General features: G+C 60.5%; 14 protein-coding genes. 10 read left to right on the forward strand and 4 right to left on the reverse strand.

The features are described from left to right. Nucleotides 1-17: 17 nt before the first annotated feature. From ABD827_RS00965 to ABD827_RS00975, 3 genes are all read left to right on the forward strand, one after another. Entirely contained in the window at nucleotides 18-1715 is a 1698-nt protein-coding gene (locus tag ABD827_RS00965; RefSeq protein ID WP_344961511.1) for an ATP-binding protein, read from the forward strand. Beyond that, nucleotides 1708-3027 carry a sigma-54-dependent transcriptional regulator gene (locus ABD827_RS00970; protein ID WP_344961513.1) on the forward strand — a complete coding sequence of 440 codons (1320 nt, stop codon included), beginning with the start codon at nucleotides 1708-1710 and terminating at the stop codon, nucleotides 3025-3027. Before ABD827_RS00965 ends, ABD827_RS00970 begins: the two co-directional genes overlap by 8 nt. 151 nt (nucleotides 3028-3178) lie before the next feature. Beyond that, entirely contained in the window at nucleotides 3179-4699 is a 1521-nt protein-coding gene (locus ABD827_RS00975) for a GGDEF domain-containing protein (RefSeq protein ID WP_344961514.1), read from the forward strand. Between the two features lies 1 nt (nucleotide 4700). Here the strand turns inward: ABD827_RS00975 and ABD827_RS00980 are convergent, their stop codons facing one another. Further along, nucleotides 4701-5429, reverse strand: a complete 729-nt coding sequence (locus tag ABD827_RS00980; RefSeq protein ID WP_344961516.1) for a DUF3108 domain-containing protein — start codon at nucleotides 5427-5429, stop codon at nucleotides 4701-4703. 270 nt (nucleotides 5430-5699) lie between these two features. Between ABD827_RS00980 and ABD827_RS00985 the strand changes: the two genes are divergently transcribed. Next, nucleotides 5700-6338, forward strand: coding sequence for a response regulator (locus tag ABD827_RS00985; RefSeq protein WP_344961517.1), 639 nt, complete (start codon nucleotides 5700-5702; stop codon nucleotides 6336-6338). 41 nt (nucleotides 6339-6379) lie between these two features. Here ABD827_RS00985 and ABD827_RS00990 read toward each other — a convergent pair whose 3' ends face one another. Next, nucleotides 6380-9874 carry a NahK/ErcS family hybrid sensor histidine kinase/response regulator gene (locus tag ABD827_RS00990; protein WP_344961565.1) on the reverse strand — a complete coding sequence of 1165 codons (3495 nt, stop codon included), beginning with the start codon at nucleotides 9872-9874 and terminating at the stop codon, nucleotides 6380-6382. Continuing rightward, on the reverse strand, nucleotides 9871-11016 hold the full coding sequence (locus ABD827_RS00995) for a 3-phenylpropionate MFS transporter (protein ID WP_344961519.1): 1146 nt from the start codon (nucleotides 11014-11016) through the stop codon (nucleotides 9871-9873). Before ABD827_RS00995 ends, ABD827_RS00990 begins: the two co-directional genes overlap by 4 nt. 86 nt (nucleotides 11017-11102) lie before the next feature. Between ABD827_RS00995 and ABD827_RS01000 the strand changes: the two genes are divergently transcribed. The 5 genes from ABD827_RS01000 (at nucleotide 11103) to ABD827_RS01020 (ending at nucleotide 15361) form a co-directional block, all read left to right on the forward strand. Then, on the forward strand, nucleotides 11103-12002 hold the full coding sequence (locus ABD827_RS01000; protein ID WP_344961521.1) for a ChaN family lipoprotein: 900 nt from the start codon (nucleotides 11103-11105) through the stop codon (nucleotides 12000-12002). A 113-nt stretch (nucleotides 12003-12115) separates the two neighbouring features. Next, the gene (locus tag ABD827_RS01005; protein ID WP_344961523.1) at nucleotides 12116-12448 is read left to right on the forward strand and encodes an SMR family transporter; all 333 of its coding nucleotides are present in this window, start codon (nucleotides 12116-12118) and stop codon (nucleotides 12446-12448) included. Nucleotides 12449-12479: 31 nt separating this feature from the next. After that, on the forward strand, nucleotides 12480-13211 hold the full coding sequence (locus tag ABD827_RS01010; RefSeq protein WP_344961525.1) for a glycerophosphoryl diester phosphodiesterase: 732 nt from the start codon (nucleotides 12480-12482) through the stop codon (nucleotides 13209-13211). A 140-nt stretch (nucleotides 13212-13351) separates the two neighbouring features. Next, the gene (locus ABD827_RS01015) at nucleotides 13352-14668 is read left to right on the forward strand and encodes a DEAD/DEAH box helicase (RefSeq protein ID WP_344961527.1); all 1317 of its coding nucleotides are present in this window, start codon (nucleotides 13352-13354) and stop codon (nucleotides 14666-14668) included. A gap of 192 nt (nucleotides 14669-14860) precedes the next feature. Then, nucleotides 14861-15361 carry a fasciclin domain-containing protein gene (locus ABD827_RS01020; protein WP_344961529.1) on the forward strand — a complete coding sequence of 167 codons (501 nt, stop codon included), beginning with the start codon at nucleotides 14861-14863 and terminating at the stop codon, nucleotides 15359-15361. Between the two features lie 54 nt (nucleotides 15362-15415). On the opposite strand, the gene ABD827_RS01025 is transcribed toward ABD827_RS01020, so the two are convergent. Beyond that, nucleotides 15416-16576 (reverse strand): benzoate/H(+) symporter BenE family transporter, encoded by a 1161-nt coding sequence (locus tag ABD827_RS01025; RefSeq protein ID WP_344961531.1) that lies wholly within the window; start codon nucleotides 16574-16576, stop codon nucleotides 15416-15418. Between the two features lie 108 nt (nucleotides 16577-16684). Between ABD827_RS01025 and ABD827_RS01030 the strand changes: the two genes are divergently transcribed. Further along, nucleotides 16685-17248 (forward strand): helix-turn-helix domain-containing protein, encoded by a 564-nt coding sequence (locus ABD827_RS01030; protein ID WP_344961533.1) that lies wholly within the window; start codon nucleotides 16685-16687, stop codon nucleotides 17246-17248. Nucleotides 17249-17415 lie beyond the last annotated feature (167 nt).

Consider the following 17415-nt stretch of genomic DNA (forward strand, 5'->3'; position numbering starts at 1 on the left):
TCCTGCTGTTCAGCCTGTTGCTGATCTGGATCTGGCTTGGCAGCTGGCAGCGGCAGATTGCCGAACAGGAACTCCGGGCCCAGCAGCAACTGCAGGTGTACCGGGCCACACTCGTGTCGGAAATAGCCCGCTTCGAAAACATACCCCGCGCCCTGCAATCCCATCCGGTACTGACTCAGGTGCTGGTGAATCCCGATAATACCGACGTTATCACCCGGGCCAACCGGTTGCTGGAACAGCTGGCCAACGACACCGGAGTGGAAGCGCTTTACCTGATGAACGCTCAGGGCACTGTGCTGGCGGCCAGCAACTGGCGCCAGTCTCATTCTTTTATCGGCCAGAATTACCGCTTCCGGCCCTATTTTCACGATGCCCTGCAGGGCAGCTTCGGCGAATTTTACGGGGTCGGTGCCACCACCCGTGTTCCCGGTTATTTTTTCGGCCTGCAACTGAATCATGAAGGCAGTGACCAAGGGGTACTGGCCGCCAAGATTACCCTGCTGGAACTGGAAACAAGCTGGCAACCAACCAGGGATCTGGTGATGGTGGTGGATCCGGATCAGGTCATCGCCCTTGCCTCCCGTACCGAACTCAAGTTCAAAACCCTGACGCCACTCAGCCCCCAGGCCCGGCAACGCCTGGACCGCACCCGCCAGTATGCGCCCATGCCGCTGACAGCTCTGGCGGTCGACAGCAGGAACGGTCATCCAACCTGGCAGGGCAAACAGTATCGGGTAAGCCAGCTTGAGCTACCCCGGCGGCAATGGCGATTGCAACTGTGGTGGCCAAGCCGGCCGCTGATGGTGAATGCCACCCTGGTGACGGCAGTAGCGGGGTTCAGTATTGTCGCCATGACCCTGTTGCTGCTCTACTGGCGCCAGCGGCGACGCTACATACAGGTTCAGCTCAAGGCCAAAAACGAGCTGGAGTACAAGGTCATGGAACGCACCTCGGCCCTGGCCGTCTCCAACCGGCAGTTGGAACGTCAGGTGGAAGAACGCTTTCAGGCCGAAGCCCGGCTCAGATCCATGCAGCATGAACTAATCCACATCAACCGACTGGCGGCGCTGGGACAAATGGCCGCCAGCGTGGCCCACGAGGTGAATCAGCCACTCACCGCCCTGAAAAATCAATCGGCCAATACCCTGATGCTGGCTCAAAGGGGCATGTACCCTCAGGTGGAAGAAAGCCTGAGTACTATGGTTCGACTGGTCGACCGTATCGCCCGGCTGACCTCACAACTCAAGTTGTTTGCCGCCACCCGGCGCAAGACCCGCGGCCTCTGCCGGCTCGACGAGGCGCTGGACAATGTACTGAGCTGGCTGTCACCCCGGCTACACGAGCAGCAGATCCGGCTGGTAAGAACACCGGCGACAGATCAAGTGCTGCCCATGGAGCTGCACGCCCTGGAACAGGTACTGGCCAACCTGCTCGGTAACAGCCTGGATGCCCTGGCCGGCCGGGAAGAGGCTCGTATCACCCTGGAAGCAGGCGATGACTTTCTTTGTCTGTGGGACAATGGTCCCGGTATTGCCCCATCACTGCTGGACAAGGTGACAGAGCCGTTTTTTTCAACCAAAGAGGCGGGCCAGGGACTCGGATTAGGGCTCGCCATCGTCCGGGATCTGGTGGAAGCCAGCGACGGACGGCTGGAAATCACCGGCTCAACGTCGGGCGGTGCCCGTTTTACCCTTAACTGGAGCCAAAATGAATAACACTGGCATTGAAGTCTGGCTGGTCGAAGACGACGACGATGTTCGCCAGAGCCTGCTGCAAACCCTGCAACTCTCGGACCTGACCGCGCGCGGCTTTGCCCGTGCCGAACAGGCACTACAAGCCCTGCCTCAGGAAGCCCCGGTGGTGGTGCTGTCCGACGTGCGCATGCCGGGCATGGATGGCATTGCGCTGCTGCAGCAACTGCAACGGCGGGACGCCGAGCTGCCGGTTCTGCTGCTAACAGGTCATGGCGACATCCCCATGGCGGTGGCCGCAATACATCAGGGAGCCCAGGATTTTTTCGAGAAACCCTTCGAGCCGGAGCAACTGCTGCACAGCCTGCGCCGGGCTATCGACAAACGCGCCCTGGTACTGGAAAACCGCCGGCTGCGCCGCCAGCTGGCAGAAGGCACAGGACAGCCTCTGCTGCTGGGGCAGGCTCCGCAGATAGAACTGCTTCGCCGCCAGATAGACAACATCGCCGATACTTCGGCCTCGGTGCTGATCCTGGGTGAAACCGGCACCGGCAAGGAAATGGTGGCCCGCAGCCTGCATCAGGGCAGCGGGCGCAAGGGTAATCTGGTCGCAGTCAACTGTACCGCCCTGCCCGAGTCCATTTTTGAAAGCGAGATGTTCGGGGCCGAACCCGGCGCCTACACCGGTGTGAACAAACGCCGCATCGGCAAGGTAGAACACGCCGACGGCGGTACCCTGTTTCTCGACGAAATAGAAGGCATGCCCCTCAATCTGCAGGCCAAGATGCTACGGGTCTTGCAGGAGTCGGTGCTGGAACGGCTGGGAGGCAATAAACTGATCCCGGTGGATGCCCGGCTGGTCGCCGCCACCAAGATAGACCTGAAAACCGCCAGCGATGCCGGATTGTTCAGGGCCGATCTCTACTTTCGCCTCAATGTGGTCACTCTGTCTCTGCCGCCCCTGCGAGAACGGCGCGAAGACATTCCCCTGTTGTTCCTGCATTTTGTCGAGCAGGCCAGAGAACATTACAACCGTGACGTGCCACCGCCAGCCGCCTCCCTGATGCAGCAGTTGCTCAACCGGGACTGGCCCGGCAATGTGCGCGAGTTACGTCATCATGCAGAACAATATGTGCTGGGAGTACTGCCGGACGCCACGGCCGAGCCCGATCTGACCCTGCCACAGCAACTATCCAGGCTGGAACAGCAGTTAATCCTGACCGCCATGAAGCAAGCCGATAACAGTGTCGCACTGGCCGCCGAACGCCTCGGTATCCCCCGTAAAACGCTGTACGACAAACTGGCCAGATACAAACACGGCAATGGCATGGACTAGCAGGTTGTCTCCCCCCTTCCGCGTCTTTTTACTGGTGACCTGTTTCGGATAATGTAATGCCGGTAACAATTCAGTAAAAACCGCCGGCTCCCGGGCTTTCTTGACTAGAATGACAATACCCATCAGCCCCAGAGACAATGCAGGAACATGGATGAAACTGCCCCGACTATCTCGTTGGCTACCACAGGATCACTATTCGTTTGTGGCCACTAGCTTGCTGCTGGTGGCACTGGCGCTGTCGAGCTGGTTTATCAGCCGACACTGGATTGAGCTGCGCATTCAAAACCAGTTACAGGAACTGAAGCTGCAGAGCACCCAGGTTGCCGCCAGCACCCTCGAGCGCCTGCAACAGGATCGCAGGCAGACCGGGGAGATTGCCCAATCTCTGTCATCGTTATCCAGTTTGCGGCTGTTTCTGAAAAACTCCCGCAACAGCGCGGCCCTGCTGGCAGATATGAACCAGTTCGGCACCACTTTCGATCTCGCCGGTATCTGGCTGCTCGACCGGCGGGGCAAAGTACTGGCACAGAGTACCGCCAGCCCGTCACCACCGGATTTCAATCGCTATACCGATGGCAACCGTCCTTTGTCTCGTCTGATTTTCGATCCCGAACAGCAACAGGCCAGGATTTATCACGCCACACCGGTCACCAAAAATGGCTCGGTAACACTGTTGATCTGTGCCAACGCCACACCGGTCAGTCTCAGCGCGTATCGCCTCGAGCTGCTGGTGACCGATGCCAACGGCATTATTGTACTGGCGAATAACCCCGACTGGCTGCGCCACTCCCTCGGCAAGGAGCCGATGGTTACGACAGAGTCGGAGCCGCCTCCCAGCCCCCTGCCGACTCGCATCAGCCCGCTGCACTCCGAAGTGCTGCTGCTCGGCTCCGAACGTCAACCGGTACTGCTGGTCAGCTACGCCAGCGAAGATGAATACTATCAGGTACACGCTCTCGCCGATGCCGAGTCCATTTACCGTCAAACCCGGGACAAAGACAACCTGGCGGCCATCATCACCCTGGCGGGCACCGGCTCTTTTTGGGGCGGGTTACTGACCATACTGACGCTGAAGCGCAACCGGCGGCACGGCCTGGCCATGAGCCGGGCCAATGATGAATTATTGCGTCTTAACCAGCAGTTAAAACAACAGGCCACCACCGATGCCCTGACCCAATGTCCGAACCGGCGGGCCGCCGAGGCACTGATGCGCTATGAGCTGGCCAATCTGCAGCGTTATCATCATCCCTTCTGCATCGTGATGATCGATATCGATCACTTCAAGCACGTCAACGACCAGCATGGTCATGACATTGGCGACAAGGTGCTGCGTCATTTTGCCGTTACCGGCCGAAAAGCCATACGAGATACAGACATACTGGCCCGTATCGGCGGCGAGGAGTTTTTACTGATACTGCCACAAACCCAACATCAACAGGGTATGCAACTGGCCCAGCGACTGCTGGACAGCATTGCACAAACACCACTTTACCTTACCGACAGAACCATCGGCTTTACCTTCAGCGGCGGCCTGACCGAAGCCACCCCCGAAGACGACATCAGCCAGCTGCTGATCCGCGCCGACCAATGCCTGTATCAGGCCAAGGAAACCGGTCGCTGCCGAATTTGCTGCGATACGGCACTCGCGGTCACCTCGGCCGCCGCCGGCTGAGTCACTGGCCCTGGTGTTCGGCAAGCGTTGCAGGCGTGTCTCGCAGGGTATAACTGAGCTTGTCCAGCGTGACCGTCACCGCCAGCTGGCGGTTTTCTTCGTGGCTGATCTGCACCAGCTGATAATCCAGCTCCGGTGCTACCCAGAACCGGGTCTTGCGTTTGCTGTTGCCTCTGTCCCGCTCGACGATCAGGCTGTCGAAGGTGCCCACACCGGTTTTGACCGCTTCCCTGCCCACTACCTTGAAGGCGGTCTGCTTGATTTCGCCGTCCCGCACCACCGGGTAGCTCAGGGTCGTTTTGCCGGCCATCAGATCGCAACGTGCCTCGAAGAAAAAGCTGACCGAGTCAAAGGCACCGCCGTCGGTCGACAGCAGCTTGTCGCCTTCCCTGCCCTGATAGAGCACCATGCTGGTCTGAGGATCGAACACCAGTCGCTCTTCACGCCGAATCCCCAGCGCCTTGGCCTTATAGCTGAAGGTATCCGGGCGGGCAGAGCAGTCCTGCCAGTTGAAACTGGCCTTCTGCTCCACATCCAGCAGCCAGTGCGCCAGTGAAAAATGCACATGGTAGCGATCCTTGTTGCGATCTATGGTCAGGGTATTTACCCCCCGGGTCGGATCGCCGTTCAGCAACACGGAAAACTCGGCCTTCAGATGGTCAATATCCTTGGCCGCAGCCGCCCCGGTTACCATCAGACCAAACAGACTCAGTAGGACTTTTTTAAGCATTTGGCTTTCCTCATACAATGTTCTGCCTGAACAGGCGGCAATATCTGCGCCAACCATACACCAATCAAGCCCGGCAGAGAAAACACCAACATCATCGCCAGCCCGGATTACCCAGCCGGCCGCAAGCGCCACTTCCGGCTTCGTTTACCTTCCGCATCACGAAAATAAGCATAGGCAGTTCTCAGACCAAAGCCGAAGCCCTATCATAACAGGGAAAACGATGGAATCGGTTTCCATTACCTACTCACAGACACAGGATTTGGATACGACATGGAAACGGACTACCGCATAATTATTGCCGATGATCACCCCCTGTTTCGCAACGCCCTGCACCAGGCCGTTGAACTGGCCATTACCGGAGCCGAACTGCTGGAAGTCGACAGTATCGATAACCTGATGCGGCTGCTGGGCGACGTCGACGACGTCGATCTGCTGTTGCTGGATCTCAAGATGCCCGGCGCCAGCGGTTTTTCCGGCCTGGCGCTGCTGCGCAACCAGTATCCGGATCTGCCGGTGGTGGTGGTCTCGGCCAGCGAAGAGCCGGCGGTGGTGCAGCAGGCCATGCGCTTCGGTGCGATGGGTTTTATTCCCAAATCCGCCCCCATGCGCACCCTGGTCAGCGCCCTCAACACCATTCTCGAAGGCGAGCCCTGGTTTCCCGAGGGAATCAGCCTCGACAATGCCCCCGAAAACGATATTGCCGAGCGCCTGGCCAGCCTGACGCCGCAGCAATTCAAGGTACTGACCATGCTGTCCGAAGGCATGCTCAACAAGCAGATCGCCTACGAACTGGCGGTATCGGAGGCCACCATCAAGGCCCACGTGACCGCCATTTTCCGCAAGCTGAATGTCAAGAATCGCACCCAGGCGGTGATCGCGCTGTCTCAGCAGGAAGGGAGCGAATTTTAATAACAGCCGGGAATGGGGAATGGGGAATGGATCCCTAATCCCTAATCCCCGCTCTTCGCCAGATGCTGCAGCAGCGCCCGCAGTTTCAGTGGCTTCACCGGTTTGCTGAGGTAACTCAGCCCCAGCTCCCGACACCGGGCCTGCAACTCCGGCTGGCGGTCGGCGCTGATCATCACGGTGGGCACGGGGTCGAATTCCCGGCGCAGCATCTCTATCAGCGCCACCCCGGTTTCTCCTTCATCCAGATGATAATCCGACAGTATTACCTGCGGTTCAAAACCGTTATGGCAGTGCCGGAGTGCCTCTACGCCATTCAATGCCAGTTGCACCTGGCAGCCCCAGCGGGTCAACAGGCCCGACATGGCGGTGAGAATGTCGGTGTCGTTGTCGATACACAACACCCGTAGCCCCGCCAGCTGACTGTTGCTGCTGGCCGGTAGCGGCGCAGGCAGCGGATTTTCCTGCTCGGCTCCGGGTATCGCCCGTGGCACGGTTACGCTGAACACCGAGCCCTTGCCTTCCGTTGAGCGTACCGCCAGCCGGTGGCCCAGCATCACCGCCAGCCCCTGGGCGATGGCCAGCCCCAGCCCCAGTCCCTGCTGATGATGGCGCTGACCATGTTCCAGGCGCATGAATTCGTCAAATATCACTTCCTGTTTATCGGGGGCGATACCCGGACCGTTGTCCCACACTTCAATGCGCAGCGCGTCGCCTTTTTCTGCGTCATGGCAGCGGCGCAGGCCCAGAACAATACGCCCACCCGGGTTATAGCGCAGCGCATTGGTAAGAAAGTTCTGCAGAATACGGCGCAACAGCCGCGCATCGCTGTGCACGCCAAGATTAGTCGCCACCACATCGAAGCGGCCGCCATCCTGCTCGGCCAGCACGCCAAACTCCGCCTTGAGGGTATCGAACAGGTTATTGAGCGCAAAGTCTCCGGGCTTGGCCGTCAGCTTGCCCGACTCCAGCCGCGACATATCGAGCAGATCGCCAATCAGGTCTTCGGCCGCCGCCAGCGAGCGGTCGATGTGGCCGGCCAGCCGACGGCTTTCATCGTCGCCCGAGGTTTCCAGCCAGGACGAGGTAAACAGCTTGGCCGCATTCAACGGCTGCATCAGATCATGGCTCACCGCCGCCAGAAAACGGCTCTTGGAGGCACTGAGCCGTTCGGCCTTGTGGGTCGCCGCCAGCAACTGCTCGTTAACCGTCGACAGCTCACGGGTACGCTCTGCCACCCGGGCCTCCAGCACCACGTTGGCGTCTTTGAGCAATTGCTCCGCCTGACGAAAGGTGGTGATGTCGTTGAAGGTCATCACGAAACCGCCGCCAGGCATGGGGTTGCCCTGCATTTCGATAACCCGGCCATCGGGCCGGGTTCGGGCCGACACATGGGCGCTGCCGGCTTTCATGTGATTCACCCGCCGGGCCACGTGCTCGGCCACCGGGCCGGGGCCGCACAGCCCTTTTTCCGCGTTGTAACGAATGATGTCGGCGATCGGCCGTCCCGCCCGAATCAAGCCGGGCGGATAGGCAAACAGCTCGATGTAGCGTCGATTCCAGGCCACCAGGTTCAGCTCCTTGTCCACCACCGAGATGCCCTGGCCTATGTGCTCGATGGCCCCCTGCAGCAAGCCGCGGTTAAAGCGAAACACATCGCCGGCTTCATCGACAATGGCCGCCAGCTCTTCCAGCTCCATGGAACGGCCCTGCAACGCCGATGACAGCACCAACCGGGCCGAAGAGGCGCCAAACACCCCGGCCAACACCCGCTCGGTATGACGGATTAAACTGGCCGGTGCCTGCATGCTGCCTTCCAGGGTGCCCTGCTCACCGGCATAGCGAGAAAAGGCCCGAACGACTCTCGCCTCGCCCACGAAGCGGGAGGCCAGTTGTTCCAGCTCCTGCACCGACACCTTGGCCCGGTATACATCACCGTCATCCCGACTCTGCCGGCCGACAAAGGCCGCCGCCTGAAAGCGCTCGCTGACCGAGGGCACCGACAGCCAGGACCCCAGCAGGTAACCGGCCAGATTGAACAGCAGGCTGAGCAGAATGCCCCAGGTGACCGAGTTCATTCCGCCGACCATGCCCCACGCCGGTGGCGTCAGCACCCACAGCAGCACGTTGCTGTCGGCATCACCGGCAAACAGGCCGGTTTCGGCCATCAGGTTCAGCAGCCACATCACCATACCCAGGCTCAGGCCCCAGTAGGCACCGCGTCGGTTGCCGCCACGCCATAGCAAGCCCAGCACCAGCGCCGGCATAAACTGGGCGATGGCGGCGAAGCTAAGATAGCCGATGCGCGACAGGCTGCTGATATCTCCCAGCCACAGAAACACCAGCCAGGCGGTGGCCATGATCACGATGATGGCGGTACGGCGCACGTTCAGCAGCAGTTGGGAAAAATCCTCGAAACCGGCGCCCTGAAACTGACGACGACGCAATATCATCGGCAACACCAGATCGTTGCTGACCATGATTGCCAGCGCTATGGTCGAGATAATCATCATGCCGGTGGCGGCCGAGGCGCCGCCGATAAAGGCCAGCACCGCCAGCCCCGGATGATCCAATGCCAGCGGCAGACTGATAACATAGGTATCGGGCGAAGTGTCGGCCGCCAGCCACTGCTGACCGGCCAGCGCCAGCGGCAACACAAACAGTCCCATCAGCAGCAGATAAACCGGGAACAGCCGCCGGGCCCAGCGTAAATCCGCCGGGTCGTGATGTTCCACCACGGTGACATGAAACTGGCGCGGCAAGCAGATTACCGCACTCATCGACAGCAGGGTGTATACCCCCATGTCGAGCAGATTGGCGCCGGTAACATTGGTGAAGTTACCGATGAAATCCTCGGCGATCATCATCCGTTGCTGATTGGGGTAAACCAGAATCAACCAGAGGGCGAAGCCGCCGACCACGATAAAGGCCACCAGTTTGACCAGCGACTCGACCGCAATCGCCATCATGACGCCGCGCTGATGCTCGGTGGCGTCGATATGACGGGTGCCAAACAGCAGAATGAACAGGGCAAACAGCAAGGTGACCATCAGGGCCACTTCACTGGCATCATTGCCTTTACCGCCCACCACATCCGGCGCCATCAGGTTCAGCGCCATCACGATGGCCTTGAGCTGCAGCGCTATGTAGGGCAATACCCCTACAATGGCAATCAGGGTCACGTACACCGCCAGGCGCTGGGATTTGCCGTAACGGGCCGCGATAAAGTCGGCGATGGAGGTAATGTGCTCGCGTTTGGCCACCTCGATCAGCCGCGCAATCAGCGGGCCGGCCAGGGTAAACATCAGAATGGGGCCGAGATAAATCGAGAAGTAAGACCAGGTATCGGTGCTGGCCTGGCCAACGGTGCCGAAGAAGCTCCAGGAAGAGCAATACACCGCCAGTGAAAAGCTGTACAGCAGCGGGCGCAGGCGCTTGACGCCCCCGCCCATCCGCAACTTGTCGCCCAGCCAGGCACACAGAAACAGCAGCGCCAGATAAGCCAGCGCAATATTAATGACGGTCCAGCCCTGCATCAGGCCTCCTGTGAATGGGGTATCAGAGAACGTCGCAGCGCCCAGAATGCCGGCAGCACCGCCAACGCCATCAACCAGAACGTTCGCCCACCGATCAACGGGTACAACTGGCCACACAGCACCAGCAACAGGGCCACGGTCAGCCCCATCGCCAGCGCCGCATACAAGGCCTGGGCACCGAAGACCGCCTCGCCGTCCAGATCCCGGCTGATATAACGCATCGCCCCCAGGTGGCTCAAACAAAAGCTGCCGGCGTGCAGCAGCTGGGCAAACATCAGCCAGCCAAGCGTGGTGGTACTGCCCAGCAGCCCCCAGCGTAACAGGGCACAAGCGGCTCCGGCCAGCAACAACTGACGGGCATTGAAGCGCTCGAACCACCGTTTGTTCATCGCCAGCACCACAATTTCGGCCACCACGCCCAGCCCCCACAGATAACCGATCATGGTGGTGCTGTACCCCTGCTGCTGCCAGTACAGGGCGCTGAAACCATAGTAAAAGGCATGGCTGCCCTGCAACAGTCCCACGATCAACAGAAAGCGCGGCACGCCGGGACGTCGCCACACCTGCAAAATGGAGTCGCCCGGCCGGCCGATATGGCTGTCAACCGGGCCCGGATTCATCGGCACCAGGCTGAGTAACTGCAGCAACACCAGCGCCAGCACCATGCTGTGCAGCACCCACTGCGGCCCCAGATTACCGCTTAGTGCCCCCACCACGATATTGGCGACGATAAAGGCCACCGCCCCCCACAACCGGGATTTGCCGTAATCCAGGTGCACCTGCACAATCAACCGGCTGGCAATGGCCTCGCCTACCGGCATGATGGCCGGGTAGATCAGATTCACCAGCACCATCAGCAGCAACAATGCCACACTGGACTGACTGCCATAAAAGCCGGCAAAGCACAGCAGACTCAACAAACCGAGCCAGCGCACCGCCGGCAACAGGTGAGCGGCGGCGCGAACCCGACTCATGACCACCAGGTTTCCCACGCAACGCGCGGCCATACCAACACCCAGCAGCACGCCGATAAAACCGGCCTCGGCACCAACGTGATCGAGCCACAATGACCAATAGGGCAGAAAGATGCCGTAACCGAAGTAATAGATGGCAAAAAAGGATGAAAGCCAGAATGCAGGCGCCATGTCAGATACGGAGTTATAGAATAATGCGCCCTATGATAATAACTTTATGACTTAATTGCTGTTCTCTAATGACACAAGGTGGTTTCATGCGTCTGCTCATGCTGTTTACCCTTTTTCTGCTGGCCGGCTGTCAGGCCGAAGCACGCCCTCCGGCCACCCTGTTCGACTATCAGCTGCACGACCCGCAAGGGCAACCCTTGCCGCTCGACCAGGCCGCCCGCCGGCTCGCCGGCGCCGACGTGGTGATGGTGGGCGAACTGCACGGTCACCAGGCCGTGCATCGTTTTCAGGCCGAGTTGCTGGCCCGCTTACTGAACCAGCCCCGGCCGATGGCCCTGGCCATGGAGCAGTTCAGCCGGGATAAACAAGCCACGCTGAACGTCTATCTGGCGGGAAAACTGGGTGAAGATGCCTTTATCGAACAGAGCAAGGCCTGGCCCGGTTATCGCAGCGACTACCGGCCACTGATTGAGCTGGCTCGCCAGGCGGGCATCGAGGTGCTGGCCGCCAATGCGCCGCGCCATATTGTGCGCTGCATCGGACGCAAGGGCCCCGATTACCTGAACAGGCTTCCCGCCGACCACCGCGCCTGGGTGGCCGAACGCCTGACGCTGACCGATGACAGCTACAAGGCCCGATTCATGGCGGCCCGCCATCACGGTCAGGCCCCCAGCGAGTTTCAGTTTGCCGCCCAGACCAGTTGGGATGACACCATGGCCGAGAGCATAGACCGCTACCTGCAGGCCCACCCCGGCCACCGGGTGATGCTGACCGTGGGCCGTTTTCATATCGGTGACGGCCTGGGCACCGCCCAGCGGCTGCAACTACGGGCGCCCCAACTCAAGATTGCGCTTATTTATCCGGTCACTCCGAATGAAGCGCCCGCCGCCGCGCCGCTCTGGTCGCTGAAGGTCGGCGCCCTGCCCATCGCCCGGCTGAATGATGAGCCCTTGCCGCCCTTCCGTCTCGGCGATCCCGGTTGCTGAATGAGGGAGGTTAGCAACACTTTAGCCACAGCAAAGGAGGCTCTGGTGATCTTGCTTTGATCTCCCGGCCTGAATCGGGCACATTGCCTGCCGTATCTGCAAGGGAGCCACCATTGAACGCCTATCTGTTACTGACCCTGGCCATCATCGCCGAGGTCATCGCCACCACCGCCCTCAAGGCATCACACGGCTTCAGCAGGCTTGGGCCAAGCCTGCTGGTGATTACCGGCTATGGCACCGCCTTCTGGCTGCTGGGGCTGGTAATGAATACGGTGCCGGTGGGCATTGCCTACGCCATCTGGTCCGGTGCCGGTATCGTGCTGGTGACCCTGCTGGCGGTGCTGTTTTATCGGCAGATTCCGGATCTGCCCGCCCTGCTCGGCATGGGGCTGATTATCGCCGGGGTGGCGGTCATCCAGCTATGGTCCCGCAGCGGCGGCCATTAAAAGGGAATAAAGAAAAGGAGAGGAGAGCGTCATGATCTTGTGCGGACACAGAGGCGTGGCCAGCCTGGCCCCGGAAAATACCCTGGCCGGATTGCAGGCGGCGCATCAGCTGGGCCTTGAGTGGGTGGAGATCGATGCTCAGCTGAGCAAAGACGGCCAGGTGGTGGTGTTTCACGACGAAAAGCTCAGGCGCTGCACCGACGGCACCGGCTGGCTGCGCCAGTACGACTGGCATGAACTCGCCCGGCTCGATGCGGGCAGCTGGTTCTCGCCCGCCTTCGCCGGCGAGCACATTCCGCAGTTGCAGGATTATCTCGCCCTCGCCGCCAAACTTGGTATTCAGGTCAATGTCGAACTCAAGCTCTACCCGCAGGATGATGCGGCACGGCTGTGCCGTCGGGTCAGCGAGGTAATAAGACAGCATGCTTTCGATCCCGGCAGCCTGCTGTTTTCCAGCTTCGAGCCCGATTGCCTGCATCATATGCAGGCATTAGCGCCCGATATTGCCCGCGCCCTGCTGGTGGAGCGCATTCCCGGCGACTGGCAAACTCGGCTGCAACGGCTGAACGGCACCGCCCTGCACTGCCACCATCGCCACCTGACCCGCACTCGCGCCCGGGAGATAAAGGCGGCCGGTTACCGGCTGAATTGCTATACCGTCAACCACCTGGACAAGGCCACCACCCTTGCCGACTGGGGCGTGGACATGATCTTCACCGACACGCCACAGCATTACCTGGCAGCAGGGTGGCGGCCGCGCTGAGTGACAGGCCGATGAATCAAGCCCCTCGCCTGCATACGCCTTTGTTATAGCCTGCCGCGCTTTTCTGTTATCATGGTGGCAGTTTGCCCACCGGCAATGCCTCTCAATCGTCCGCCAGGACCTTATTTGTTCGGAGTCTCATGTCTTTTGCTTCCCTCGGCCTGAACGCCCAGCTCGTTCAAGCCATCAATGAATGTGGTTACACAGAGCCGACCCCTATCCAGCGCCAGGCCATTCCGCTGGTGCTCAAAGGCGGCGATCTGCTGGCCGGCGCCCAGACCGGCACCGGTAAAACCGCCGGCTTCGGTCTGCCCATGCTGCAACGCCTGAGTGAAACCAAGGCCAAGCCGCTGGCCAATGGCCGCGCGCCGGTTCGTGCTCTGGTGCTGACCCCCACTCGTGAGTTGGCCGCCCAGGTGGAAGAAAACCTGCGTGCCTACGCCAAACACAGCGACCTGCGTACTCTGGCCATGTTTGGCGGCGTCAGCATCAACCCGCAGATGAAGGCTCTGGGCCGCAAGGTCGATATCGTGGTCGCCACTCCGGGTCGCCTGCTGGATCACGTTTCCCAGCGCTCCATCGACCTGTCTCAGGTGGAAATGCTGGTACTGGACGAAGCGGACCGCATGCTCGACATGGGCTTTATTCGCGATATTCGTCGTATTATTGCCAAGATGCCGGTAAAACGGCAGAACCTGCTGTTCTCTGCCACCTTCTCCAACGAGATCAAGCAACTGGCCGAAGACCTGCTCAACGAGCCGGAACATATCGAAGTGGCCACCCGCAATGCCACCGCCGATACCATTGCCCAGCGTTTTTACGGCGTGGACAAAAATAAAAAGCGCGCCCTGCTCAGCTACCTGATTGGCCACAACAACTGGCGTCAGGTACTGGTGTTTACCCGCACCAAGCACGGCGCCAACCGCCTGGCGATGCAGCTCGACAAAGACGGCCTGCCGGCCATGGCCATTCATGGCGACAAGAGCCAGGGTGCCCGTACCCGCGCCCTGAGCCAGTTCAAGGAAGGCAAGCTGCGCGTGCTGGTGGCGACCGATATCGCCGCTCGCGGCATCGACATCAGCGAGTTGCCCCACGTGGTCAACTACGAGCTGCCCCATGTAGCGGAAGACTATGTGCACCGCATCGGCCGTACCGGTCGTGCCGGCAGCCAGGGCGAAGCCATGTCGCTGATCTGCTTTGAAGAAAAGCCGTTGCTCAAGGCCATCGAACGGCTGACCAAGCAGACGGTCGAGCTGGAAATCATGCCCGGTTACGAGCCGCTGCCCGACAGCCAGCAGCCGCCTCCTGCCAAGCCCGCCGCCAACAACCGTGGCCGGGGCAATGGCGGTCGCGGCAACGGTGGTGGCCGCGGCCAGAACCCGCGCGGCGCCAATAACAAGGCACCACGCAATAACCGGCCCAACCAGCCCCAGCGTCACGGTCGCCACGACGACTAAACAACAATCCCGGCACTCGCCGGGGTTATTTTTTCTGGCTGGGTCTCATTTTTACCCTCACTTGCGAAAGTTCTTTTCCCTCCCCCGGGTTTACTGCTCCGTCGTGAGCAATATGCGCCATACTTGCGTGTCACGATGGTCAATCGTTTGTTAAGCGTCACCCTGAATCAACGACATTTGTCTGGAGGAAGTATGAATACGCTGGCAATTCGCATGAGTAAAACCCTGACCGCCCTGGCCCTGCTGCTGAGTGCAGGCGTCGCCCTCGCCGCCCACCATGAAGAAAAGAAAGACATCGTCGATACCGCCGTCGAGGCGGGCAGCTTTTCTACCCTGGTCACCGCGGTAAAAGCGGCGGATTTGGTGGACACCCTCAAGGGAGAAGGCCCCTTTACCGTCTTTGCCCCCACCGATGATGCCTTTGCCAAACTGCCGGCCGGTACCGTTGAGGATCTGCTCAAGCCCGAGAACAAGGACAAGCTGACTGCGGTACTGACCTATCATGTGGTTCCCGGCAAGGTCATGGCCGCCGACGCCATGAAGGCAGATAGCGCCACCACGGTACAGGGCGGCGACATCACCATCAAAACCATGGACGGCAAGGTGATGGTGGATGACGCCACCGTGACTCAGGACGATATTGAAGCCAGCAACGGGGTGATTCACGTGATTGATACCGTTATCATGCCCTGATTGGCGGTATCTCCACGCAAGCCAACATCCTTGGCCGCCTTTCGAGGCGGCTTTTTAATGCCGATGCCGCCGGTTCAGCCAGTGCACGCCGCCACCGATCACCAGCCCCCAGAAGGCACTGCCAATACCAAACAGCGCCAGGCCCGAGGCGGTGATCATGAAGGTCAGCAGCGCCGCATCCCGCTCCTGCTCGTTGGCCATGGCGACCGTCAGGCTGTTGCCGATGGTGCCAAGCAAGGCCAGGCCGGCGATGGCCATCACCAGCTCCGTCGGCAGGGCGGCAAACAGCCCCACCACGGTGGCACCAAACAAGCCCATCAACAGGTAAAAGATCCCGGCCCACACCGCCGCCTTGTAGCGCTGGCCCGGACTGGCATCCACTTCCTTGCCCATGCAAATTGCCGCACTGATGGCCGCCAGATTAAGGGCGAAGCCGCCGAAGGGCGCCAGCAACAGGCCGGTAACGCCGGTCCAGCCGATTAGCGGTGATGCCGGGGTGTGATAGCCGTGGGCACGCAGCACCGCCACCCCCGGCACGTTTTGCGAAGCCATGGTCACCATAAACAGCGGAATGCCGACACCGAGCAGTGTGGCAAGGGAGAAGCTCGGCAGCATCAGCACCGGTTGAGCCAGCTGCCACTCGAAATCGTCGAAGCGCAGCAAACCGGCGCCGCCGGCCACCGCCAGCCCGACCAGCAGGCTGAGCGGAATCACATAGCGCGGCCAACGCCGGCGCAGCGCCAGATAGGTCACCAGCATGGTCCCCACCAGCCAGGGCTGGGTCTCGGCCGAGGCAAACAAGTCCAAGCCAAAGTTCAACAAGACGCCACCCAGCATGGCCGCCGCCAGCCCCGCCGGCATCAGTCGCATGATTTTATCGAACCAGCCGGTCACGCCGCACAGCAGGATCAGGCCCGAGCTGAACAGAAAGGCGCCGATGGCCTCGCTCATCGGCACCCCGGCCAGGGCGGTGACCAGCAGTGCCGCCCCCGGCGTCGACCAGGCGGTGAGTATCGGCTCCCGGTAGCGCAGAGAAAACCAGATACTGGTCACCCCCGCCCCCAGCCCCAGCGCCCACATCCAGGAACTGATTTCGGCCTGGCTGGCCCCGGCTGACGCCGCTGCCTGAAAAATAATGGCCGCCGAGCTGCTATAGCCCACCAGCACGGCGATAAAACCGGCGGAAAAATGAGAAAGACTGATGGCCGCACGCATGTGGAGTACCCTGAGTTGATGAGTTTGTACGTTATAACGCACAGAAAATTCATGCTAGCAAAGGTATGCTATAACGCACAACCACCAAATTCAGTCAGGAAGCGTCTCATGCTGGAGCCCAATCAATATCTTGCCATCAGCCTGCGAGCACAGCGTCAACAACGGGGCTGGAGCCTGGACCGCTGCGCCGCCGAAACCGGCGTCAGCAAGGCCATGCTGGGTCAGATTGAACGGGGCGAGTCCAGCCCGACCGTTGCCACCCTGTGGAAGATCGCCGGCGGGTTCAACACCTCGTTGTCGACCTTTCTGGAGCCGACGCCCGAGCCAGATACCGGCCCGCTCTACCGGCAGCCGGACACTCTGCGCCGGCAACCGGCCGGTGACGGCATGCTGGTGGCGCCGCTGTTTCCCTTTGAAGCCAGGTTTGGTTTCGAGATGCTGGAGCTGACGCTGCTACCCGGCTATGAACGCCGGTCGGAGCCGCACGAAAGCGGCGTAATCGAACACGTCATCGTGCAAAAAGGCGAACTGGAGCTGTTACTGGAAGGACACTGGCAGCCGCTGGCGCCGGGCACGGCGGTGCGCTTTAACGCCGACCGGCCCCACGGTTATCGCAACCCGGGCAAGGCGCCGGCGGTGTTTTACAACCTGATCCATTACCCCGCTCCATAAGCTCGGCTGGTCGCTAAGCATGGGGGCATAACAGACTTGGTTCTGATTACTGAATAGCAGATGGGCTCTGTCGACATGACCACGAGTCCTATCTTGTCATTCCCGTGAAGACGGGAATCCAGGGCTTGTAACACAGAACGTTCAGACTGCGAGTCACCTGAAAAACA

Source organism: Oceanisphaera sediminis (genome assembly GCF_039539745.1).
In the GTDB taxonomy this organism is placed as follows: Bacteria; Pseudomonadota; Gammaproteobacteria; order Enterobacterales; family Aeromonadaceae; genus Oceanimonas; species Oceanimonas sediminis.